Below are 21,028 nucleotides of genomic sequence, written 5' to 3'. Positions count from 1 at the left end.
GCGACAACTTAGCTGGCCGCCGCCGACGGCGCTATCGGAAGTCGTCGCCGTCGCGGAACGGATCCTTGGATTTGTCGCCGGCCTGCTGGGCGAGGAACCGTTCGAACTCGGCGCCGAGCTCGTCGCCGCTGGGCAGGTCTTCGTCGTGTGCCAGCAGCGACCGGTTCTCCTGGGCCGCGACGAACGCGTCGTACTGACGCTCCAACGCGGTCACCACCTGCGCGACCTCGGCGCTGCCCTCGACTTGCTCGTTGATCTTGGTCAGCACCTCGGCGCCCGCCTTGGCGAGCTCGTCCAGCGGGATCTCCAGCGAGCCGCTCCGTGCGACCTCGGCCAGCAGCGCTTCGGCGGCCGGGGGATAGGCCGTCTGCGCCAGGTAGTGCGGGACGTGCACGGTGAACCCGACCGCCTCGTGACCGTGCTGGGCCATCCGGAACTCCAGGAGGTTCGACACGCTGGCGGGCACGTGCACCTCGCCCACCCACGGCTGGTGGTCGGCGATCAGCTCCTTGTCGCTGGAATGCGCGGTGAGCGTGATCGGCCGCGTGTGGGGGACGGCCATCGGGATGGTGCCCAGCCCGATCACCCGGCGCACCCCGAGCCGCTCGGCCAGCAGCCGCACCGCGGTGACGAACCGCTCCCAGCGCAGGTCCGGCTCCAGCCCGGCGAGCAGCAGAAACGGGGTGCCGACGCTGTCGTGCAGCGCGTAGAGGTTGAGCTCGGGGTCCTCGTAGCTGGTGAAGTGGTCGGTCTTGAAGGTCATCAGCGGACGGCGGGAGCGGTAGTCCAGCAGCTCGTCGATCGCGAACGACGCCACCAACTCGGTGTCGAGGGTGTTCTTGAGGTGCTGCGCGGCCAGCCGGATCGCGTGTCCGGCGTCGGAAAAGCCCTCGAGGGCGTGAATCATCACCGGACCACGGCCGTCCGCAGCGGACAGCTTGGGCGCCGGGAACTCCAGCTCGTACATGCCGGTCGGCTCCGGCTGGTACTGCTGTTCGGGACTTCCTGGACTCTCTGTCATGCTCTCGTCTCCTCACCGCGGTGCCAAGACATTAACGCTTCCTATCGTGACAACTAACTTCTGCCACGTTGCGTTCCCGTTGCGCGCCCTTCCATTCAGGCGCGGAAGTGGTTCAACGCCCACAACTTGTTCATCACGTCCAGCGCGGCGACCTTGTAGGCCTCCGAAAACGTCGGATAGTTGAACACCGCGTCCACGAGGTATTCCACCGTGCCGCCGCAGCCCATCACCGCCTGGCCGATGTGCACCATCTCGGTGGCGCTGGTGCCGAAGATGTGCACTCCCAGCAGCTTGAGGTCGTCGGTGGAGACCAGCAGTTTGAGCATGCCGTAGGAGTCGCCCGCGATCTGCCCGCGCGCCAATTCGCGGTAGCGCGCCACCCCCACCTCGTAGGGGACGGCGTTTCTGGTCAGTTCCACCTCGGTGGCACCGACGTAGGACACCTCGGGAATGCAGTAGATGCCGATCGGCTGCAGGTCGGTCATGCCCTTCGCGGGCTCGCCGAACGCGTGACACGCGGCCAGCCTGCCCTGGTCCATCGAGGTGGCGGCCAGCGCCGGGAAGCCGATCACGTCGCCGACGGCGTAGATGTGGTCCACTTTGGTCTGGTAGTTGCTGTCGACGTGAATACGGCCGCGCTCGTCGGTCTCCAGCCCGGCGTTGCCCAAATCGAGGTGATCGGTCTGGCCCTGCCTGCCCGCGGAGTACATCACCGTCTCCGCCGGGATCTGCTTGCCGCTGGCCAAGGTGGTGACCGTGCCCGCGGAGCCGACGTCGACCGCGGTCACCTCCTCGCCGAACCGGAACGTCACCGCGAGATCGCGCAGGTGAAACTTCAGCGCCTCGACGATCTCGGGGTCGCAGAAATCCAGCATGCTGTCGCGCTTCTCGACGACGGTGACCTTGGTGCCCAGCGCGGCGAACATCGACGCGTACTCCAGCCCGATCACCCCGGCGCCGACCACCACCATCGTCGACGGCAGCGACTTCAGGTCCAGGATGCCGTCGGAGTCCAGCACCCGCTCCTCGTCGAACTCCACGCCGGTCGGGCGGGCGGGCTTGGTGCCCGTTGCGATGACGATGTAGTCGCCGCTGACCGTGGTGCGTTCACCGCGGGTCGGCTCCTCGACCAGCACGGTGTGCGCGTCGAGGAAGCGGCCGTGGCCCTGGATCAGGTCGATGCGGTTGCGCATCAGCTGCGAACGCACGACGTCTTGTTCCTTGCCGATCACGTGGGTGGTGCGGGCCAGCAGGTCGGCGGGGGTGATCTTCTCCTTGACGCGGTAGCTGCTTCCGTACAGCTCGCGCTGGCTCAACCCGGTGAGGTAGATGACGGCCTCGCGCAGGGTCTTGGACGGAATCGTGCCGGTGTTGACGCAAACCCCGCCCAGCATCCGGCCGCGTTCGACGACGGCGACCGACTTGCCCAGCTTTGCCGCGGCGATGGCGGCTTTTTGACCGCCGGGACCGGAACCGATGACGACGAGGTCGTACTCCAGCATTGAACCCAGCGCACTCATAGCAAAAGGTGTACGCGGGTCGCGCGGATCTTGCACGGTGACTCGCGCGAATTCACCATCTCTTCAGGCTCGTCAGGCCTCGATGCCGCACGTCGGCGCGCGCCTGACCGCCACCCGAGCGTGGCGATGAGACGATGACCGCGATGATCAACACGCGGACGTGGTGGGTGTACGGATGTGCGCTGGTCATGGCGTCGACGGTGCTCACGGGGTGCAGTCGGATGGTCGTCGGATCCGCGCGCCTCGCGGATTCCGCGGCGGTTCCGATCGACGCGCTGCTGATCGAACCGGCACGGTTCCCCGCGCAGTATCCGGCCGCGGTGCTCGAGGGCACCGCGGTGTATCGGGCGCTGAACGACATCGACGGCGTGGCGCCCGGATCGGTGGTCACGCCGTCCGACTGCGCGCCCCCGCCGACCGCGTCGCACCGAAGCGTGGCCGCCGAGGGCATCGACAGCGCGACGGCCAGCAGCCTGATCGTCGCGGTCACCCGGCCCGCGCCGGATCTGCGGGAACGAGCCGAGCAGCTGCGCAGGTGCGCGTCGTTCACCACCGTGCAGCACGGCGTCACCTCAGAGGTGACCGTGACGATGCTGCCCGAACCGCCGGTCGACGCCGACGACAGCTTCGCCGTCGACCAGACGGTCACGCCGCAGTCGGCCGGTCCGGTGCGCCGGACGCTGACCTTCGCCGCCCAGATCGGCGACACCCGGGTCAGCGCCACCTGGCTGCACCAGGGCGACCCCGAGGATCCCGACACCGCGTCGCTGCATACGTTGTTCAACGACGCGGTGTTGAAGGTGCGGCGCAGCGCGTAGTTCCGTCGCTGGTTCATCCCCAACCGCGAATTCATCCCCAACCGGACCGCCGCCGCGCCCCGAACCGGCGGAACCCGTCGGTTTTCTGGCGACGGTGGACATATGACCACATCGCAATCACCCGATTTCCACCTGAACCGCCCCGGCGTCCTGATCGCCGCCTTACCCGCCGTGCTCGGCTTCGTGCCGGAGAAATCCCTCGTCCTGGTGACCGTGGACCGCGGCACGATGGGATGCGTCATGCGCGTCGATCTTGCAGATGACCTGCCCGTCGGACACGTCGCCGAGGTGGCCGCCACGGCGCGGCCGGATTCGGCGATCGCGGTGGTGGTCGACGAGGCCGGGGCGAACTGCCGCCTGTGCAACGACGAGTACCGCGAGCTGACCGAAACGCTGGCCGGCGCGCTCGCCGGGCATGGCATCGAACTGCTGGCCGCGCACGTGGTCGACCGGGTCGCTGCCGGTGGCCGCTGGCACTGCGTCGACGGTTGCGGCAGCGCGGGCGTCATCGAGGACCCGTCGGCCTCGCCGCTGGCCGCCGCGGCCGTGCTGGACGGGCGCAGGCTCTACGCGCGCCGGGCGGAACTGCAGAACGTCATCGCGGTGGGCGATCCCGCCCGCGCCGCGGCGCTGGCCGCGACCATCTGCAACGACGGCGGCCGTACCGACGCCGAAGCCCGAAGTGACGTCGAGGCCGCGATCGAAGCCGCCGCGCAGGTCGCAGGCGGGGATGAACTGTCTGATGCGACCGTGGCCCGGCTCGCCGGGGCGCTGACCGATTACACCGTGCGCGACACGCTGTACGCGTTGGCGGTGGGGGAGAACGCCGGGCAGGCCGAGTCGCTGTGGGCCGAGTTGTCTCGACGGCTTCCCGAGCCGTGGCGGGTCGAGGCGCTGGTGCTGTTGGCCTACTCGGCCTACGTGCGTGGCGACGGGCCGTTGGCGGGAGTGTCGTTGGAGGCGGCGCTGCGCTGCGACGGCACCCACCGGATGGCGGCGATGCTGGACACGGCGCTGCAGTCGGGTCTGCACCCCGAGCAGATCCGCGAGCTGGCCGCAACCGGGTTTCGGCTGGCCGACCGCCTGGGTGTGCGGTTACCGCCCAGGCGTGTGTTCGGGCAGCGTGCCGGCTAGACCTTTTCGACCTTCACGGCGTGCGCCATCTGATGGGGCAGCTCCACCTGTTCGTGGCCCGGGATCACGATCATGACCCCACCGTTGTCGCTGGTCTGCACGGTGACGCGGGCATTGGGCACCACGCCGGCGTCTTTGAGCCGGCCGATCAGATCGGCGTCGCCCTGGACGTGCTCGGTCAGCTGCCGCACGACGACGGCGACGGGCATGCCGGCCGGAAGCTCGGTGAGCCGGACGAGGTTGGCCTGCTCGGCACCGAATCGCGAACCGGTGGCCCCGAGCTCGGACAGACCCGGAATGGGGTTGCCGAACGGTGAGGTGGTCGGGTTGTTGAGAACCTGCACGAGGCGACGCTCGACGTCCTCGCTCATCACGTGCTCCCAGCGACACGCCTCGGCGTGCACCTCTTCCCACGGAAGGCCGATCACGTCGACGAGCAGCCGTTCGGCCAGCCGGTGCTTGCGCATCACGGCCACGGCCAGCTGGCGGCCCTTTTCGGTCAATTCCAGATGCCGATCACCGGCGACATGCAGCAACCCGTCGCGTTCCATCCGCGAAACCGTCTGGCTCACGGTCGGGCCGCTTTGCTCAAGACGCTCCGCGATGCGCGCGCGCAGTGGTACGACGCCCTCTTCCTCGAGGTCGTAGATCGTCCGCAGGTACATCTCAGTGGTATCGACAAGATCGTTCATGGCACCCTCCGTCACGGCGAGTCTACCGGCTTAGCTGGAGAAACTGTGGTCTTACGCTGCCGCCGCGGCGGGCCGTGGCCCCAGATGAGACAAGCCCGCCGAAGTAATCGGCGGGCTTGTCCGGGGATGGCTAACTGGCGTACGAGCGCAGCCGGTCGGCGCGTTCGCCGTGCCGCAGCTTGGCCATGACCTCGCGTTCGATCTGGCGAACCCGCTCGCGGGACAGGCCGAACAGCTTGCCGATCTGGTCCAGGGTGCGCGGCTGACCGTCGTCGAGGCCGAAGCGCAGCCGGATGACCTGCTGCTCACGCTCGTCGAGGGTTGCCAGCACGTGCCGGATGTCGGTGTGCAGCAGCTCGGAGATCACCGCGTTCTCCGCCGACATGGCCTCGGCGTCCTCGATGAAGTCGCCGAGCGGTGCTTCCTCGTCGCTGCCGACCGGCATGTCCAGGCTCACCGGGTCCCGGCTGTGCTCGAGCAGGTCGGTGATCTTCTCCACCGGGATGCCCGATTCGGCGGCCAGTTCCTCGTCGGTGGCCTCGCGACCAAGGCTCTGGTGCAACTCACGCTTGATCCGGGCCAGCTTGTTGACCTGCTCCACGAGATGGACCGGCAGCCGGATGGTGCGGCTCTGGTCGGCCATGCCGCGGGTGATGGCCTGACGGATCCACCACGTGGCATACGTCGAGAACTTGAAACCCTTGGCGTAGTCGAACTTCTCCATCGCGCGGATCAGACCGAGGTTGCCCTCCTGGATCAGGTCCAGCAACGGCATACCCCGACCCGTGTAGCGCTTCGCCAGCGACACCACGAGGCGCAGGTTGGCCTCGAGCAGGTGCTGGCGTGCTGCCTCCCCGTCGCGGACCACGGCGGCAAGATCACGTTTGCGCTTCTCGCCCAAGCGCTTCCGTGTTTCGAGCAGGTGCTTGGCGTAAAGCCCTGCCTCGATGCGCTTGGCGAGTTCGACCTCATCGGCGGCATTGAGCAAGGCCGTTTTGCCGATGCCGTTGAGGTACACACGCACGAGATCCGCGGCCGGACTCTGGGCGTCCAGGTCGTGGTCAACGCGGCTTGTGGTGGCATTTGCCATGACGGCCTCCTGATCGGGTCGAACTGTCATGAGCTACAACGCCCACGTGCTCGAAAGAGTTCCCAGCCGTCGGCCGGCTCACACGTGTTGATCAGCGGTTTTTCCGCGGCGACCTGAGAATGTGCTGAGAATCAACCCAGAAGCTCATCAGCCGGGAACATCACCTCGCGGCTCGTCGCCGCTCGCTTGCGGCGACGGGTACGGGGAGAACGGTTCGCCGCTTTTGATCGCGGGCCGTTCGGCCGACGGAAACGCCTCGGCGTGACGGTTCGGGCTGTACCTGCGGGGCTCGTCGGCGCGGCGCGGCGGTCGATCGTTGGCGATCAACACCGCCATCCAGGGCAGCGGGATGGAGATCACGATGATCGCCAACGAAATCAACCCGTTGTGCCAGATGCCGTATGCGATCGCGGCCAACACCAATGCCGGTATCCGGACCGACATCAGCGTGAGGTACTTACGTACGCGTTGGCGGTGCTGTTCCTCGTAGGCGGGGGCGGCTCGGGTGATCAGGACGGGCCGACCGTCGTCGTCGAAACTCAGCTCGTGGCCGTGTTTCATACCTCCACTGTTTCACACATGTCGTCTGTTGTACGGGGCGGATCTGAGGAATGCAGAATGGATATATGCGAACCCAGACCATTGAACGCACCGACACCGACGAACGCGTCGACGACGGCACCGACGACGACACCCCGAAGTACTTCCACTACGTCAAGAAGGACAAGATCGCCGAGAGCGCGGTCATGGGTACGCACGTGGTCGCGCTGTGCGGTGAGGTCTTTCCCGTGACGAAGTCGGCCAAGCCCGGTTCCCCCGTCTGCCCGGAGTGCAAGCGGATCTACGAGAAGCTCAAGGCGTAGGCCGGTCGGCCACCGGTTCGGGGGCCGCGTCGACCGCCGGCCGGGCGGGTGTTGTCGCGCCGCCCCCGTTGAGCGATTCGGCCTTCGCCGCCAGCCACCACCGGAAGCGTTTGGCGTGGGTGGCCGGTGCGGGCCATTCCTCCTGGACGGCGGCGTTGAGTTCCGCCCCGATCATGATCGCGAAGCCCAGGAAGAACGCGAAAAGCAGGAAGGCGATCGGCGTCGCGAGGGCACCGTAGGTGTAACCGGTCGCGGTGATCCACGTCAGGTAGAACCGCAGCCCGAAGGTGGCCAGCAGGAAAACCACCGTCGCGAGCAGCGAGCCCAGCAGCAGCCGGTGTGACGGCAACGGTTTGGGCAGCGACACCCGGTACAGGATGGTCACCCCGACCAGCAGCCCCAGCACCAGCGCGGGGTAGTAGCCGAACCGCAGCGCGTGATCCCAGTTGTCGGGGAGGAACTCGGCGATCTTGCGCGGGCCCAGCGCGATGAACGGGGCGCAGATGATCGCCACCACCAGCATCACCACATAGAGGCCGAGCGCGTAGAACCGCTGACGCACCGGATGGCGCAGCGGTGTCTGATCGTGGGCCTCGGTGATCGAGTCGACGAACGAGGAGATGGCCGAGGACCCGGCCCACAGCGAGATCACGAAGCCGAGCGAGACCACCTCGCCGCGGGCCCCTTTGACGATGTCGCGCACGGTCGGCTCGATGATCTCGGTGACGACGTTCGACGAGAAGAACCTGCCCGCCGTGTCGATGATCTGGGCCTCGATCGTGGGCAGCGTCTCCGGGCCGAACAGCGGGGCCACGTAGGCCAGGCTGCCGAGCATCCCCAACAGCAGCGGCGGCAGCGACAGCGCGCTCCAGAACGCCGCCTCGGCCGACTCCGAGAAGATCGAGTCATCCCAGGCTTTCGACAGCGTGCGCCGAACGACATGCCAAATGTGGTGACGTGAGGGGCGAACTGGAGCGGGCTGGTCATCTTTCATGACCAGTCCAGCATTGCTGACGACAGCTGATCCTGACCAACACGGCACAAGCCGTGTCGCGGTCAGACCTCCACCGGGCTCTTTTCAAGCACGGCGGCCAACTCGATCAGCTTCGCCTCATGCTTGTTGGCGTGGTGCTGGCAGAACAGCAGCTCGGCACCCGATGGAAGCTTCGCGCGCACCTTGGCAGCGGCGCCGCACCGGTCGCAGCGATCAGCCCTAGTCAACTCGGGGCTGGTGAGCGTTGCGTTCATGGCGACCTCCGTATTGCTTCGCGTGCTTCCACTGTCTCAGACGTTCTGGGTTCCGGCGTTGTTCCCTAATGGTTACCGGTGTGTCGCGTCTCACCGTTACGCCGCGCCGCGGAGGCGGCAGGCTGACCATATGTCATCGCGGCCCGTCGCACTGGTCCACCTCTGCAGCGTCGACGACTGGCGGGCGGCACAGCCCAGGGGCGAACTCCGGCCGGCCTCGCTGGAGACGTCGGGTTTCGTGCACCTGTCGACACCCGAGCAGGTGCATCTGCCGGCCAACCGGCTCTACGGCGGCCGCACCGATCTGGTGCTGCTGCGCATCGACCCCGCACGACTGTCCTCCCCGGTTCGCTGGGAACCCGGCGTTCCCGCTGATCCAACGGGGATGGAGTTCCCACATTTGTACGGCCCATTACCCATCGAGGCTGTGATCAGCGTCACGCGATACCTGCCGGACGCCGCCGGACGGTTTGCCGCGCTCGGGCCGTAGGACGTCCGCGAGAGCTGGCCGCCGCCCGCTACGTACACTTACAAATCGTGGGCATTTTGTTAGGCCTGGCGCCGTGGATCGTCTACTGGGTTCTCGTCGGCAACGTCCCGTTCGCCGTCGCCGTGCTGATCGCCCTGGCGGTGGCCGTCGCGGCTTTCACGCTCGGACAAGTGCGTGGGGGACCGGGCCGCTTACTTGAAATAGGCGCTCTCACGACGTTTCTCGTGCTGACCGTGGTGACGTTCGTGGTCGGCGAGACGCTCCAGCACAAGTGGGTGCTGGCGTTGAGCATCCTCGGGGCCCTCCTCACGACGCTCGTCGGGGCGCTGACCGGCAAGCCGTTCGTGCGGGAGTTCGCCGAAGCGGGACAGCAACCACACGTCGTCAAGAGCGATCTGTTCGCGAAGGTCACCGCGACGCTGACGTGGATCTGGGTCGGGGCGTTCGCCGGCATGACGGTGTCGGCGGCGATCCCGCCGATCGTCGACGGCGACGCGTCGATTCTCGATCGCGGCGCCCCGCTGTCCTATGTCTGCTACTGGGTCATCCCGGCGGTGTTGTTGGCCGGGGCCGCGTTCGCGACCCGGGTACTGCCCGACCGCATCGCCTCAGGCGCCGACGACATCGTCCGCAAGACCACGTTCGTCGCGTTCGCCGAAGCCGAGATCGACCAGTTGATGTATCTGGCCACCGAGCACGCCAACCGCGAGGCGGGGCCGGGCAAAGAGGCCTACGACATCAAGATCGGCAGCAAGGGCACCCCGTTGACCGGCGACGAGACCCGCGAATCCTGGCCGTCTACGTACAAGGTGCGCGACAAGAAGCGCTGAGTTTCCGCGAGGCCCGTGTCGCGTCACCCGGCGCGAAGCCGCTCAGTCCAGGTAGTCGCGCAGTACCTGCGAACGGCTCGGGTGGCGCAGCTTGCTCATGGTCTTGGACTCGATCTGGCGGATCCGCTCGCGGGTTACGCCGTAGACCTGACCGATCTCGTCGAGCGTGCGGGGCTGGCCGTCGGTGAGTCCGAACCGCAGCCGCACCACGCCGGCCTCCCGCTCGGACAGCGTCTCCAGCACCGACTGCAGCTGATCCTGCAGCAGCGTGAAGCTCACCGCGTCCACGGCCACCACGGCCTCGGAGTCCTCGATGAAATCGCCCAGCTGCGAATCGCCCTCGTCGCCGATGGTCTGGTCCAGCGAGATCGGCTCACGCGCGTACTGCTGGATCTCCAGCACCTTCTCCGGCGTGATGTCCATCTCCTTGGCCAGCTCTTCGGGCGTGGGCTCGCGGCCCAGGTCCTGCAGCAGCTCGCGCTGGATGCGGCCGAGCTTGTTGATCACCTCGACCATGTGCACCGGAATGCGGATGGTGCGGGCCTGGTCGGCCATCGCGCGGGTGATCGCCTGGCGGATCCACCACGTGGCATAGGTGGAGAACTTGTAGCCCTTGGTGTAGTCGAACTTCTCCACCGCGCGGATCAGGCCGAGGTTGCCCTCCTGGATGAGGTCCAGGAACGCCATGCCGCGACCGGTGTAACGCTTGGCCAGCGACACCACCAGACGCAGGTTCGCTTCCAGCAGATGGTTTTTCGCGCGATCCCCGTCGCGACAGATCCACATCATGTCGCGGCGCTGCGCGGTGGTGAGCTTCTCGCCCTTCTCGGCGTACTCGGCCATCAGCTGCGTCGCGTACAGGCCGGCCTCGATGCGCTTGGCGAGCTCGACTTCTTCCTCGGCGTTGAGCAGCGCCACCTTGCCGATCTGCTTGAGGTAGGCGCGCACCGAGTCCGCCGAGGCGGTCAGCTCGGCGTCCTTGCGCGCCTGCCGCAGCGCCTCGGATTCCTCTTCGTCCCAGACGAAATCACCCGACGCCTTGTCCTTCTCCGACGGCTCGGCGATCTCCTCCTCGTCCTCGTCGTCGCTGGATTCGTCGTCGGCGGCTTCGGCGGCGGGCGCGGCTTCCTCGGTGTCGTCGGCCTCGAGGTCGTCGAGTTCGAGGTCGGCGGCGTCGACCTCTACCTCGAGATCCTCGCCGGGCTCGACGTCAAGGTCTTCGGTGGTCTCGACATCCTCGGCGGCGACGTCGTCGACCTTGGTCTCCGCCGCGGTGGCCTTCTTGGCGCGACTGCGTGTGGTCGAGGCGCCGGACTTGGTCTTGGCTGACCTGGACGCCGGCTTCGCCTTGGCGGCCTTGGCGGGGGCGGCTTTGGCCGTCTTGGCCGACGTGGTCGACGTGCGGCTCTTGGACTTCGTGGCCTTCTTGGCCGGCGGCGAACTGTGGGCTGCCTTCTTCGCTGCCCCGGTACTGGACTTCGCCGTCGAGGCCTTCTTGGCGGGGGTCTTGGTAGCGGTGCGCTTTACCGGCTCGTCGGTTGCCGGGCTTGCCTTTGTCGCTGCCACGTACACCCTTTCGTCTCGCATCTCTTCTTCGCTGGCGAGGCTCCGCGCGAAGCGCGGGGATGCGTGCACCATCGAAGAGCGTTGGCTGTCGAATATTGGCGGTTGATCTCGCCGCTATCCGGTATGCGGCCGCCGTCGACCATTGTAACGACACTGTCGGAGGCAGCCGTCCTGAGCGGCAAATTCACCCTCGTCGGGCGCGCCTACTGGGCGGTAGCTGTGATGTCGACCTCAGCGGCCATCGCGGCGCCGACGATGCCCGCGGTGTTCCGCAGCGAGGCCGCCACCACCGGGGTGCGGTTCTGCAGCAGCGGAATCCACTTGTCGGCTTTGCGGCTGATCCCGCCGCCCGCGATGAACAAGTCCGGCCAGATCGCGTTCTCGATGGCGACCAGCACCTTCGTCACCTCGCGGGTCCAGCGCTCGTAACTCCAGCCCTTGTTCTCCTTCACCGAGGACGCCGCCCGATGCTCGGCTTCCTTACCACCGACCTCGAGGTGGCCGAACTCGGTGTTGGGCAGCAGCGCGCCGTTGTGGATCACCGCGGAACCGATGCCGGTGCCGAACGTCAACAACACGATCACCCCGGTGTTGTCGCGCCCTGCGCCGTACTTCTCCTCGGCCAGGCCCGCGGCGTCGGCGTCGTTGAGCACGGTGACGGGCTGGCCGTCGAGATGGGCGCCGATGACGTCGCGCGCGTTGACGCCGATCCAGGCCTTGTCGACGTTGGCGGCGGTGTGCACGATGCCGTCGACCACCACGCCCGGGTAGGTGACGCCGACCCGCTCGGTCCAGCCGAATTCGCGCACCACCGCGGCGATCGTCGTGGCGACCGCGTCGGGGGTCGCGGGTTGCGGCGTGGCGATCTTGAACCGTTCACCGATCAGCGCACCGGTGTCGAGGTCGACGATGCCGCCCTTCACACCGCTGCCGCCGACGTCGACTCCGAAGCCGCGACGGGGCTTTCCTCCGTTGGTCGACGGTTCGGCGGTTGGGGAATCGGTGGCGGTCATTGGCGCTCCTCTACGAGGCCGGCTGTTCGTGCGTTCCCACACCTTAGTGGCTCGGCAGAGCGCATGCGGCGCTGTCGAGTGACAGCAACTGTGCTGCGATAGGGATGTGACCGAAAACAACTCCGACCCGGTGCAGTTGCGCTCGGTCGCCGAACAACTGGCAGGCGAGGCAGCGGCATTCGTGTCGCGGCGCCGGGCCGAGGTGTTCGGCGACACGGCCGCTCAGCCCGACACCGCGTCGGCCGTACAGGCCAAGAGCACCCCGACCGATCCCGTCACCGTCGTCGACACCGAGACCGAACGGCTGCTGCGGGAACGCTTGGCGGTGCTGCGTCCCGGCGAGCCGGTCCTCGGCGAGGAGGAAGGCGGTACGCCCGCCGTGTCGGCGGGGCAGCTCACCTGGGTGCTCGATCCCATCGACGGAACGGTGAACTTCGTCTACGGGATCGAGGCGTACGCGGTGTCGGTCGCTGTGCAGCGTGACGGCGCGTCGGTGGCGGGCGCGGTCGCTGACGTGCCCACCGGCGCGCTGTACTCGGCCGCGGTCGGTCACGGGGCACGGCTGCAGCGTGGCGGCGTGACGAGCGCGCTTCGGTGCAGTGGTGCCACCGAGCTGTCAATGTCGTTGGTGGGCACCGGATTTGCCTACGACGCCGAGCATCGGCGACGGCAGGCCGAGATGCTCGCCACGATCGTGCCCGCGGTGCGCGACGTGCGGCGCATCGGCTCGTGCGCCCTCGATCTGTGCATGGTGGCCGCGGGACAACTCGACGCCTACTACGAAGAGGGCGTGCAGTTGTGGGACTGGGCCGCAGGTGCGCTGATCGCCGCGGAAGCCGGCGCGACTGTGCGGCTGCCGCCGGTGGATCTCGGGGCCGAACAACCCGGGGGGATGATCATGGCCTGTGCGCCCGGCGTCGCCGACGCGCTCAGCGCCGCGCTGGGCCTCGCGTAGGGATTTCGGTGCGTTTGGTCACGCTGAGCGTGACAAACGACGCCGAAACCGCTGTCAGCAGGCCGCGGTGTGGATCTTGGACAGCAGCGACGAATCGGCCGGCTGGGTGGCGTCCGGGCGCAGGCTGGCCAGCATCGCCTGGATGTCGTCGCCGGTGCTGAGCTCGGTGAACTCGGTCCCAAGCGCCAGGTCGACGGTGTCGTCGGGGCGCTCGTCCTGGAACAACTCGGTGCACGGCGCAACCAGCCAGACCGCGGCGGCCGCGGCCCGTCCGGCGGGCCCGAACCTGATCTGGCCGTGGCAGGCGAGCCGGGTGGACGCGTAAATCGAGTCGTTCTCCGCGGTGGGGTCGGCAAAGCCCAGGTCGCGCAGGTCGCTGGCCACCTCGGCGGCCTGCCCGCCCTGGCCGCTGGCGTTGAGCACCCGGATCTTGGTGTCGGCGAGCTTGGCGGGCGCCACCTCGGTCATCTCCGAACGCGACACCTGCACGCCCAGCGGCGGGGGCGGGGGCGCGTCGGGATCCGTCGACACCGGCGGCGGGTTGCACACGGTCGCCTCGCGGACGTCTGGCGGCCGGTTCAGCGCGATGACCCAGACCACCATCGTCACGACCGCCAACGCGACGAACATCGCGATAGCCGGCGCGTAGTGGCGTCGACGAAACGGGCGTCCGTGCCTGTCGAACGCGGTGCCCTCGGTGATTTGCGCGACCACGCCTGCACTCTAGAGGCAGTGGTCTAGAGTGCCTCGAGCGGCGCCTCCTGGAATGTGATGTAAATCACAGTGGAACGTGTGTCATTCCGGGCACGAATCATTTGGTGGATGCGTTCGACGCTGGTACAAAGCCTTGCTGCAACGTTTATCGGAGGGGACGAAATGGCTACCGATTACGACGCCCCACGGCGAACTGAGACCGATGATGTCTCAGAAGATTCACTCGAGGAGCTGAAGGCGCGGCGCAACGAGGCCCAGTCGGCGGTCGTCGACGTCGACGAGTCGGAGTCCGCTGAGTCCTTCGAGCTGCCAGGCGCTGACCTCTCCGGCGAGGAACTGTCCGTGCGCGTCATTCCGAAGCAGGCCGACGAGTTCACCTGCTCCAGCTGCTTCCTTGTGCACCACCGCAGCCGACTGGCCAGCGAGAAGAACGGCGTGATGCTCTGCACCGACTGCGCGGCCTGACCGGTGCGACCAGGGGGGCGGAACTACTGCGATCCGCGCAAGGCGGACAGAACACGATCCGGATGACGACAGCTCACCAGCCAATAGGGCGTGGGATCGTCGGGATCATCGAGAACCAGAAGAACCATCGGGCCCACCCAGGCCCGGTGCATGACGAAGGCCGCCGGGTCGAGCTGGCGGCCCAACGCCGCGGACTTGGCGCTGCGCGGCACTTCAGCCATGCGCGACACCACGCTCATCGGCAGGTGCGCTGCGCCCACCCACAGCTCGGTGTCGTCGGCGCTGCTGACCACGCGCACCTCGGTCTTGCCGAGCCACAGCAATACGACGACCGCGACCGGCAGCAGCACCGCGAACGGCGCCCAGTTCGGCAGGTTCGGGATGCCCTGGTTGACCTCGAGGGCCAGCAGCGCGCCCAGCCCGAGGCCCGGCGGCCACCACCACCAAGGCACCCACAACCGTTCTCGGTAGCGAACGGTTTGCGACGTGGCACGCGTGTCCGACACGCGGCCAAGGGTAATCTCTGACGTCGTGTCCACCACTCTGGCCGTCGTGCGACTGGACCCTGATCTGCCGATGCCCAGCCGCGCCCATGACGGCGACGCCGGCGTCGACCTCTACAGCGCGGTCGATGTCGAGCTGGCGCCCGGTCAGCGGGCTCTCGTGCCGACCGGCATCGCGGTCGCCATCCCGCACGGGATGGTCGGCCTGGTCCACCCCCGGTCGGGTTTGGCTGCCCGCGTTGGGCTTTCGATTGTGAACAGCCCGGGTACCATTGACGCCGGCTACCGCGGTGAGATCAAGGTGGCGCTGATCAACCTCGACCCGCAGGCGCCGATCATCGTGCACCGTGGAGACCGGATCGCCCAGTTGCTCGTGCAGCGCGTCGAACTGCCCGAGCTGGTGGAGGTGACGTCTTTCGACGAGGCAGGCCTTGCTGACACTTCCCGTGGCGACGGTGGCCACGGTTCCTCCGGCGGACATGCGAGTTTGTGATGGCATTAGGTAGACGAGACAACGACGACGGCACCCCCGACGAGGTTGCCGCGGCGCCTGGCGGCACCGACGACGAGCTCGAAGGCCCGTTCGACATCGACGATTTCGACGACCCGTCGGTCGCCACGGTGGGTCGGCTGGATCTGGGCTCGGTGCTGATCCCGATGCCCGAGGCGGGCCAGGTCCAGGTGGAGCTCAGCCCGCAGGGGGTGCCCAGCGCTGTCTGGGTGGTCACGCCGCACGGCCGGTTCACCATCGCCGCGTACGCGGCGCCGAAGTCGACGGGGCTGTGGCGCGAGGTCGCCGCCGAACTGGCCGAGTCACTGCGCAAGGACGTCCCCACGGTGAGCATCCAGGACGGCCCGTGGGGTCGCGAGGTCGTCGGCGTCGCGGCGGGTGATCAGGGCCAGGCCGGTGTGGTGCGCTTCATCGGCGTCGACGGGTATCGATGGATGATCCGCTGTGTCGTCAACGGCCCCCAGCAGCACATCGATGCGCTCGCCGAAGAGGCACGAAATGCCTTGGCCGACACCGTGGTTCGCCGCGGCAGTACCCCGATGCCGGTGCGTACCCCGTTGACCATCGAGCTTCCCGGGCCGATGGCTGAACAGCTGCGCGCCGCCGCGCAGCAGGCCGCCGCCCAGCAGGCGCAGCAGGCCGGTCAGCAGCCGCCGCCCGCACCGGCCGCGCGCCGCAGCGAGCAGGGCTCGGCCATGCAGCAGCTGCGCACGATCACCGGCGGCTAGCGATTTCGGTGCCCGCGGTCGCGCTCACCGCGACGTAGCGCACCGAAATCGCACGCTTGTAGCGCGGCGACACACGCGGCGCCGAGCACCGCCGGGTCGGCGCCCATCGCGTCGAGCGTGACGGTGCGCAGCGCCGCCCGCGGCGCCGCCGCGACCCATTGCCTGGCGACCTCGATCGGATGGACGGGGTCGTCGGTGGCCGCGACGACCCCCATCGGCACGGCGAGCGTCGCCAGCGCCTCGCAGGTCGGTGCGACATAGCGGGTGGCCTCCTCCATCGCGTCGGGCAGCGCCGGCCACTGCCCGGCCCACGACCGGGCCAGTTCGTCGGCCAGCCACTGCGGGCTCGACGCCCGCATCGTCGCGGTGGCCGAGTCGAGGCCCTGCTCGCGCAGCAACTGTGCGGAATGGCGAGCGGCCATGGCGGCCGGCGCCGTGTCGGGCGAACCCGTCCACGCGGGCAGCGCGGCCAGCACGGCGACGGTCTGACCCGGATGCCGCAGCGCCCACTCGGTGGCCACCGCGGCGCCGATGGAGACCCCGCCGACGGCGATCGCACCGGCCCGCGCGGCGTCGTCCAGCGCGTCGCGATAGCCCTCCACCAGCCGTTCCGGTCGCGGCGCCGGGGTGACCAGCACCGCGCCCGCCTCGCGCAGGGCACCCGCGAACGCCCGATAGATGTAGTTGTCGTCGGAGCCGGTACCGGGCAGCAGAACCGTGGTCACCCCGCGCAGATTGACGGCCATCAGACGATAGTGCCCTGTCGTGAAATTGCCCGGCGTGGCGAGGCGGCCCCCACATGGCATCTGGGAACCAACAGGTCTACGGTGGCGTTGGTTGGGGTAGATCTACGGTGGATCTGCGATAGGTCAGGAGACGCCATGGCTACGGCCGAGGGGTATCTGCGCCGGCTCACACGGCGGTTGACGGAGGACCCGGAGCAACTCGATGCCGAAGAACTCAGCGAAGAAGCCGCCAGCACCGGCGCGCAGAAGGCGATCGACTGCGAGCGCGGTCAAGAAGTGACGATGGTCGGCACCCTGCGCAGTGTGGAGTGCAGCGGCAAGAGCGGCACCGGCGGGGTCAAGGCCGAACTGTTCGACGGCACGGACTCGGTGATGCTGGTCTGGCTGGGCCAGCGGCGGATACCCGGCATCGAGTCGGGGCGCACTCTGAAGGTGCACGGCCGGGTCGGCAAGCTCGACAGCGGCGCCAAGGCGATCTACAACCCGCACTACGAGATCCAGAAGTGAGCGAGCCCGGAACCGTACCGGGTGAACCCAGCAGCAGGGTCAACGCCGTCCTCGCCCAGGTCGGCGGTGTCAGCGGGCTGATCTACTCCTCGCTGCCGGTGGTGGCGTTCGTTCCGGTGTCATCGCTGTTCGGGCTGGTTCCCGCGATCGTGTGGGCGCTGAGCGTCGCGGCGGTCATCCTGGTTTGGCGACTGGCCCGACGGGAGAGCGCGCAGCCGGCGATCTCGGGCTTTTTCGGGGTCGGCATCTGCGCGTTGATCGCCTATGTGATGGGGGAGTCCAAGGGCTACTTCCTGCTCGGCATCTGGACCTCGCTGCTGTGGGCGTCGGTGTTCGGGCTCTCGGTCCTCGTGCGCAGGCCGGTCGTCGGCTACATCTGGAGCTGGATCAGCGGCCACGACCGCGGCTGGCGCGACGTGCGCAAGGCGGTGCTGGTGTTCGACGCCGCCACGGTGGTCTGGGTGCTGGTCTTCGCCTCGCGGTTCATCGTGCAGCACCACCTCTACGACGCCGACCAGACGGGCTGGCTCGGTGCCGCGCGCATCGCGATGGGCTGGCCGTTGACCGCCGTCGCCGCATTGGTGACCTATCTGGCGATCCGCTCGGCACAGCGCGCCATCCGCGCCCACGAGGCCGCGCAAGCGGACGCCGCGACCGACGCCACGCGCACCGAGCGCGACGGCGTGGCGGATGCCCACTGACGCCGACGGCCCAGGCCGGCGCCGCGCCGACGACACCGACCGGCCGCTGATCGCGGTCGCCGTACTGTCCTCGTTCGTCGCGTTCCTCGACGGCTCGGTCGTCAACCTCGCGTTGCCGGCCATCAGCCGGGAATTCGGTGCCGGGCTGGCGCTTCAGCAGTGGGTGGTCGACGGCTATCTGCTCACGCTGGGCGCGCTGATCCTGGTGGCCGGCGCCGTCTCCGATCAGTTCGGGCGGCTGGCCGTGTTGCGTGCCGGTCTGGTCGTGTTCGCCGTGTCATCGGTGCTGTGCGCGGTGGCGCCCACCGGTTGGGTGCTGATCGCCGCGCGCTGCCTACAGGGCGTCGGCGCCGCATTCCTGGTGCCCAGTTCGTTGGCGATGATCAACGCCCGGTTCTCCGGCGCCGCCCAGGCCCGGGCGATCGGCACGTGGACCGCTTGGACGGGAACGGCTTTCGTGATCGGGCCGCTGCTGGGCGGGATGCTTGTCGACGCGCTGAGCTGGCGCTGGATCTTCGGTGTGAACATCGTGCCGCTGGCCGTCACGCTGTATCTGACGACGAAGCTGTCCGGCGCGTCGGACGGCGGCGACGGCCGGCGGCAAGTGGACGTCATCGGGGCGCTGTTGAACGCCGGTGGGCTCACCGGGGTGGTGTTCGCGCTGATCGAGGGGCAGCGCCTTGGCTTCTCGCATGCGACGGTGGTGGTGAGCCTGCTGGCCGGGCTGGCATGCCTGTGCGCGTTTCCGTGGTGGGAGGGTGTCACCGGGCACCCGATGATGCCGCTGCAGATCTTTCGCGCCCGCAACTTCGCCGTCGGAAACCTGGCCACCGTGTTTCTCTACGCCGGGCTGTCGCTCGGCATGCTGATCGTCGCGTTGTTCCTTCAGGAGACCGCGGGGCTGTCGGCGACGCAGGCGGGCCTGGCCACGTTGCCGGTCCCGGTGCTGTCGTTCCTGCTGGCCCGTCGCTTCGGCGCGTTGGCGGGCAGGTACGGGCCCCGACTCTTCATGGCCGTCGGTCCCCTGGTCGCGGCGCTGGGCTACGTGCTGATGGCCGCGACGCGCCAACCCTTCGACCTGTGGACGCAGATGCTGCCCGGCCTGGTGGTGTTCGGCCTCGGGCTGACGATCACGGTCTCGCCGTTGACCGCGGCTGTGTTGGCCGCCGTGCAGCCGTCGCAGAGCGGCATCGGGTCGGCGGTCAACAACGCCATCTCCCGCGTCGCGGGGCTGATCGCGATCGCGTTCACGGGCGTGATCGTAGGGGACACAGTCGATTTCGACGGCTTTCGAAGCGGCGCGTTGGTCACCGCCGTCCTGTTGGCGCTCGCCGGGGTGGTTTCGGCGGTGGGTATCCGCAACGCGCAGAGCGACGTGCGCCGCGTCGACGCCGACGCGACCGCGCGCTGTCACGACCGCCCGGCCCCTCCGCCGGTGCGCATCGCCGAGAGTTACCCGTCGCGAACAGACGCGTAGACCCCCTGAAACCGCCCGAAGTGGGGGTGTTGGCGTCTGCTCGCCCGCCGGTGCGCTGAGCTCAGCGCGGCTGGGGGTGCAGCAGGAGCGCCTTGAGGTCGTCCTCGGCCTCGGCGACGGCGACGAACAACAGCTCGTCGCCGCCCTCGAGCGGCTCGTCGGATTCGGGCACGATCACCCGCGGGCCGCGCAGGATCGTCACCAACGCGCAGTCGCGGGGCAGCTCGAGGCGTTTGACCGGTTTGCCGCCCCACGGGGTGTCGTCGGGCAGGGTGATCTCCACGAGGTTGGCCTGCCCCTTGCGAAACTCCATCAGCCGCACCAGATCACCGACGGCGACGGCCTCCTCCACGAGCGAGGCGAGCATGCGCGGCGTGGACACCGCGACGTCGACGCCCCAGTTCTCGTCGAACAGCCACTCGTTGCGGGGGTCGTTGACCCGGGCCACCACCCGCGGCACCGCGAACTCGGTCTTGGCCAACAGGCTCACCACGACGTTGACCTTGTCGTCGCCGGTGGCGGCGATCACCACGTCGAACTCCTCGAGCTTGATCGCCTCCAACAAGGTGAGCTCGCAGGCGTCTCCCAGCCGCCACTGGGCGGCGGGTACCGCGTCGACGTCGATGTGGTCGGGGTTGCGTTCGACCAGCGTGACCTCGTGCGCCTCGACGAGTTCGCGGGCGATGGAGCGGCCGACGGCGCCGGCCCCGGCGATGGCGACTTTCATAGCTGTCTAGCCCTCGATGTCCTCGCTGGGCGGCAACGCCGCGATCGCCAGCGCTTCGGCGATATGCCCGGCGATGGCCGCCATGAACACCTGATCGCCGGCCTGGACGACGGTCTTGGTGTCGGGTAGCACGCCCTCGCCGAACCGGATCAGAAACGCCACCCGCCCGCCGGTGGCGGCCTCCAGATCGGTCATCCGGCGGCCCACCCACTCCTCGTGCAGCGCGAGCTCGGTGACACCGACGTTGCCCGTGGGATCGCGCCATTTCGCGGTCTCGGTCTCGCGGGTGAGCACGTTGAGCAGCCGGTCCGTCGTCCACGGCACGGTGGCCACCGTCGGAATGCCCAACCGCTCATAGACCGCGGCGCGCTTGGCGTCGTAGATGCGGGCGACCACCCGCTCCACATGGAACGTCTCGCGGGCCACCCGCGCCGAGATGATGTTGGAGTTGTCGCCCGAGGAGACCGCGGCGAACGCGCCGGCCTCCTCGATGCCTGCCCGCAGCAGCACGTCACGGTCGAATCCCATGCCGAGGACCCGTTCACCGGGAAACTCGGGCGACAGCCGGTGAAACGCGGTGCTGTCGCGGTCGATGACCGCCACATCGTGGCCGATCCTGGCCAGGCTGTCTGACAGCGATGCCCCCACCCGGCCGCAGCCCATCACCACTACCCGCACTCGACGGTCCCTCCTGTTCGAACCCGCGCAG

General features: G+C 68.3%; 26 protein-coding genes. 12 read left to right on the top strand and 14 right to left on the bottom strand.

Annotation, left to right across the window (positions count from 1 at the left end; genetic code table 11):
- Nucleotides 1-31 precede the first annotated feature (31 nt).
- Both G6N28_RS00645 and sthA read right to left on the bottom strand, forming a co-directional pair.
- Complete coding sequence (locus G6N28_RS00645) at nucleotides 32-1,021, bottom strand: proteasome assembly chaperone family protein (RefSeq protein ID WP_163896570.1); 990 nt, start codon at nucleotides 1,019-1,021, stop codon at nucleotides 32-34.
- A gap of 95 nt (nucleotides 1,022-1,116) precedes the next feature.
- Nucleotides 1,117-2,523: a Si-specific NAD(P)(+) transhydrogenase gene (gene sthA, locus G6N28_RS00640; protein ID WP_163905668.1), complete on the bottom strand. Its 1,407-nt coding sequence runs from the start codon at nucleotides 2,521-2,523 to the stop codon at nucleotides 1,117-1,119.
- A gap of 161 nt (nucleotides 2,524-2,684) precedes the next feature.
- On the opposite strand from sthA, the gene G6N28_RS00635 reads away from it, so the two are divergent.
- Complete coding sequence (locus G6N28_RS00635; RefSeq protein ID WP_235674429.1) at nucleotides 2,685-3,359, top strand: hypothetical protein; 675 nt, start codon at nucleotides 2,685-2,687, stop codon at nucleotides 3,357-3,359.
- Between the two features lie 102 nt (nucleotides 3,360-3,461).
- Nucleotides 3,462-4,493: a DUF4192 domain-containing protein gene (locus G6N28_RS00630; RefSeq protein WP_163896569.1), complete on the top strand. Its 1,032-nt coding sequence runs from the start codon at nucleotides 3,462-3,464 to the stop codon at nucleotides 4,491-4,493.
- Here G6N28_RS00630 and G6N28_RS00625 read toward each other — a convergent pair.
- The 3 genes from G6N28_RS00625 to G6N28_RS00615 all read right to left on the bottom strand — a co-directional run bounded on the left by G6N28_RS00625 (nucleotide 4,490) and on the right by G6N28_RS00615 (nucleotide 6,836).
- On the bottom strand, nucleotides 4,490-5,185 hold the full coding sequence (locus G6N28_RS00625) for an iron-dependent transcriptional repressor DtxR (RefSeq protein ID WP_163896568.1): 696 nt from the start codon (nucleotides 5,183-5,185) through the stop codon (nucleotides 4,490-4,492). The genes G6N28_RS00630 and G6N28_RS00625 overlap by 4 nt on opposite strands.
- Nucleotides 5,186-5,315: 130 nt before the next feature.
- Nucleotides 5,316-6,275 (bottom strand): sigma-70 family RNA polymerase sigma factor SigB, encoded by a 960-nt coding sequence (gene sigB, locus G6N28_RS00620; RefSeq protein ID WP_170307877.1) that lies wholly within the window; start codon nucleotides 6,273-6,275, stop codon nucleotides 5,316-5,318.
- 147 nt (nucleotides 6,276-6,422) lie between these two features.
- Nucleotides 6,423-6,836 carry a DUF3099 domain-containing protein gene (locus G6N28_RS00615; protein WP_163896566.1) on the bottom strand — a complete coding sequence of 138 codons (414 nt, stop codon included), beginning with the start codon at nucleotides 6,834-6,836 and terminating at the stop codon, nucleotides 6,423-6,425.
- 65 nt (nucleotides 6,837-6,901) lie between these two features.
- On the opposite strand from G6N28_RS00615, the gene G6N28_RS00610 reads away from it, so the two are divergent.
- Entirely contained in the window at nucleotides 6,902-7,138 is a 237-nt protein-coding gene (locus tag G6N28_RS00610; protein WP_163896565.1) for a DUF3039 domain-containing protein, read from the top strand.
- Here the strand turns inward: G6N28_RS00610 and G6N28_RS00605 are convergent.
- The gene (locus G6N28_RS00605; RefSeq protein ID WP_163896564.1) at nucleotides 7,128-8,132 is read right to left on the bottom strand and encodes a YihY/virulence factor BrkB family protein; all 1,005 of its coding nucleotides are present in this window, start codon (nucleotides 8,130-8,132) and stop codon (nucleotides 7,128-7,130) included. The genes G6N28_RS00610 and G6N28_RS00605 overlap by 11 nt on opposite strands.
- 62 nt (nucleotides 8,133-8,194) lie before the next feature.
- A complete protein-coding gene (locus G6N28_RS00600; protein ID WP_163896563.1) occupies nucleotides 8,195-8,386 on the bottom strand; it encodes a DUF7455 domain-containing protein in 192 nt (63 codons plus the stop codon).
- A gap of 130 nt (nucleotides 8,387-8,516) precedes the next feature.
- Between G6N28_RS00600 and G6N28_RS00595 the strand changes: the two genes are divergently transcribed.
- Complete coding sequence (locus G6N28_RS00595) at nucleotides 8,517-8,876, top strand: DUF952 domain-containing protein (RefSeq protein ID WP_163896562.1); 360 nt, start codon at nucleotides 8,517-8,519, stop codon at nucleotides 8,874-8,876.
- Nucleotides 8,877-8,923: 47 nt separating this feature from the next.
- Nucleotides 8,924-9,706 (top strand): hypothetical protein, encoded by a 783-nt coding sequence (locus G6N28_RS00590; protein ID WP_163896561.1) that lies wholly within the window; start codon nucleotides 8,924-8,926, stop codon nucleotides 9,704-9,706.
- A 42-nt stretch (nucleotides 9,707-9,748) separates the two neighbouring features.
- On the opposite strand, the gene G6N28_RS00585 is transcribed toward G6N28_RS00590, so the two are convergent.
- Both G6N28_RS00585 and ppgK read right to left on the bottom strand, forming a co-directional pair.
- The gene (locus tag G6N28_RS00585) at nucleotides 9,749-11,272 is read right to left on the bottom strand and encodes an RNA polymerase sigma factor (protein ID WP_235674428.1); all 1,524 of its coding nucleotides are present in this window, start codon (nucleotides 11,270-11,272) and stop codon (nucleotides 9,749-9,751) included.
- A 203-nt stretch (nucleotides 11,273-11,475) separates the two neighbouring features.
- Entirely contained in the window at nucleotides 11,476-12,285 is an 810-nt protein-coding gene (gene ppgK / locus G6N28_RS00580; protein WP_163896559.1) for a polyphosphate--glucose phosphotransferase, read from the bottom strand.
- A 106-nt stretch (nucleotides 12,286-12,391) separates the two neighbouring features.
- Between ppgK and G6N28_RS00575 the strand changes: the two genes are divergently transcribed.
- Nucleotides 12,392-13,240 (top strand): inositol monophosphatase family protein, encoded by an 849-nt coding sequence (locus G6N28_RS00575; RefSeq protein ID WP_163896558.1) that lies wholly within the window; start codon nucleotides 12,392-12,394, stop codon nucleotides 13,238-13,240.
- 54 nt (nucleotides 13,241-13,294) lie between these two features.
- On the opposite strand, the gene cei is transcribed toward G6N28_RS00575, so the two are convergent.
- The gene (gene cei, locus G6N28_RS00570) at nucleotides 13,295-13,954 is read right to left on the bottom strand and encodes an envelope integrity protein Cei (protein WP_163896557.1); all 660 of its coding nucleotides are present in this window, start codon (nucleotides 13,952-13,954) and stop codon (nucleotides 13,295-13,297) included.
- Between the two features lie 162 nt (nucleotides 13,955-14,116).
- On the opposite strand from cei, the gene G6N28_RS00565 reads away from it, so the two are divergent.
- The gene (locus tag G6N28_RS00565; RefSeq protein WP_069406643.1) at nucleotides 14,117-14,419 is read left to right on the top strand and encodes a DUF4193 domain-containing protein; all 303 of its coding nucleotides are present in this window, start codon (nucleotides 14,117-14,119) and stop codon (nucleotides 14,417-14,419) included.
- Nucleotides 14,420-14,442: 23 nt separating this feature from the next.
- Here G6N28_RS00565 and G6N28_RS00560 read toward each other — a convergent pair whose 3' ends face one another.
- Complete coding sequence (locus tag G6N28_RS00560; RefSeq protein WP_163896556.1) at nucleotides 14,443-14,925, bottom strand: DUF3093 domain-containing protein; 483 nt, start codon at nucleotides 14,923-14,925, stop codon at nucleotides 14,443-14,445.
- A 25-nt stretch (nucleotides 14,926-14,950) separates the two neighbouring features.
- Here G6N28_RS00560 and dut point away from each other — a divergent pair, with 25 nt between their 5' ends.
- The gene (dut, locus tag G6N28_RS00555; protein WP_163896555.1) at nucleotides 14,951-15,415 is read left to right on the top strand and encodes a dUTP diphosphatase; all 465 of its coding nucleotides are present in this window, start codon (nucleotides 14,951-14,953) and stop codon (nucleotides 15,413-15,415) included.
- Nucleotides 15,415-16,161 (top strand): DUF3710 domain-containing protein, encoded by a 747-nt coding sequence (locus G6N28_RS00550; protein ID WP_163896554.1) that lies wholly within the window; start codon nucleotides 15,415-15,417, stop codon nucleotides 16,159-16,161. The genes dut and G6N28_RS00550 overlap by 1 nt, the downstream gene beginning before the upstream one ends.
- Here the strand turns inward: G6N28_RS00550 and G6N28_RS00545 are convergent.
- Complete coding sequence (locus G6N28_RS00545; protein ID WP_163896553.1) at nucleotides 16,158-16,907, bottom strand: alpha/beta fold hydrolase; 750 nt, start codon at nucleotides 16,905-16,907, stop codon at nucleotides 16,158-16,160. The two genes, G6N28_RS00550 and G6N28_RS00545, sit on opposite strands and share 4 nt — an antisense overlap.
- 135 nt (nucleotides 16,908-17,042) lie before the next feature.
- Between G6N28_RS00545 and G6N28_RS00540 the strand changes: the two genes are divergently transcribed.
- From G6N28_RS00540 to G6N28_RS00530, 3 genes are read left to right on the top strand one after another with little or no spacing between them, the layout of a single operon-like run.
- Nucleotides 17,043-17,414, top strand: coding sequence for an OB-fold nucleic acid binding domain-containing protein (locus G6N28_RS00540; RefSeq protein ID WP_163896552.1), 372 nt, complete (start codon nucleotides 17,043-17,045; stop codon nucleotides 17,412-17,414).
- A complete protein-coding gene (locus G6N28_RS00535) occupies nucleotides 17,411-18,115 on the top strand; it encodes a DUF3159 domain-containing protein (RefSeq protein ID WP_163896551.1) in 705 nt (234 codons plus the stop codon). Before G6N28_RS00540 ends, G6N28_RS00535 begins: the two co-directional genes overlap by 4 nt.
- Nucleotides 18,105-19,592 carry an MFS transporter gene (locus G6N28_RS00530; protein ID WP_163896550.1) on the top strand — a complete coding sequence of 496 codons (1,488 nt, stop codon included), beginning with the start codon at nucleotides 18,105-18,107 and terminating at the stop codon, nucleotides 19,590-19,592. The genes G6N28_RS00535 and G6N28_RS00530 overlap by 11 nt, the downstream gene beginning before the upstream one ends.
- Nucleotides 19,593-19,653: 61 nt before the next feature.
- On the opposite strand, the gene G6N28_RS00525 is transcribed toward G6N28_RS00530, so the two are convergent.
- Nucleotides 19,654-20,319, bottom strand: coding sequence for a potassium channel family protein (locus G6N28_RS00525; RefSeq protein ID WP_163896549.1), 666 nt, complete (start codon nucleotides 20,317-20,319; stop codon nucleotides 19,654-19,656).
- Between the two features lie 6 nt (nucleotides 20,320-20,325).
- Entirely contained in the window at nucleotides 20,326-20,997 is a 672-nt protein-coding gene (locus G6N28_RS00520) for a potassium channel family protein (protein WP_163896548.1), read from the bottom strand.
- Nucleotides 20,998-21,028 lie beyond the last annotated feature (31 nt).

The organism is Mycolicibacterium pulveris (genome assembly GCF_010725725.1).
Classification (GTDB): Bacteria; Actinomycetota; Actinomycetes; order Mycobacteriales; family Mycobacteriaceae; genus Mycobacterium; species Mycobacterium pulveris.
The sequence above is the reverse complement of the archived record's forward strand: the minus strand, read 5'-3'. Positions and strand labels throughout refer to the sequence as shown.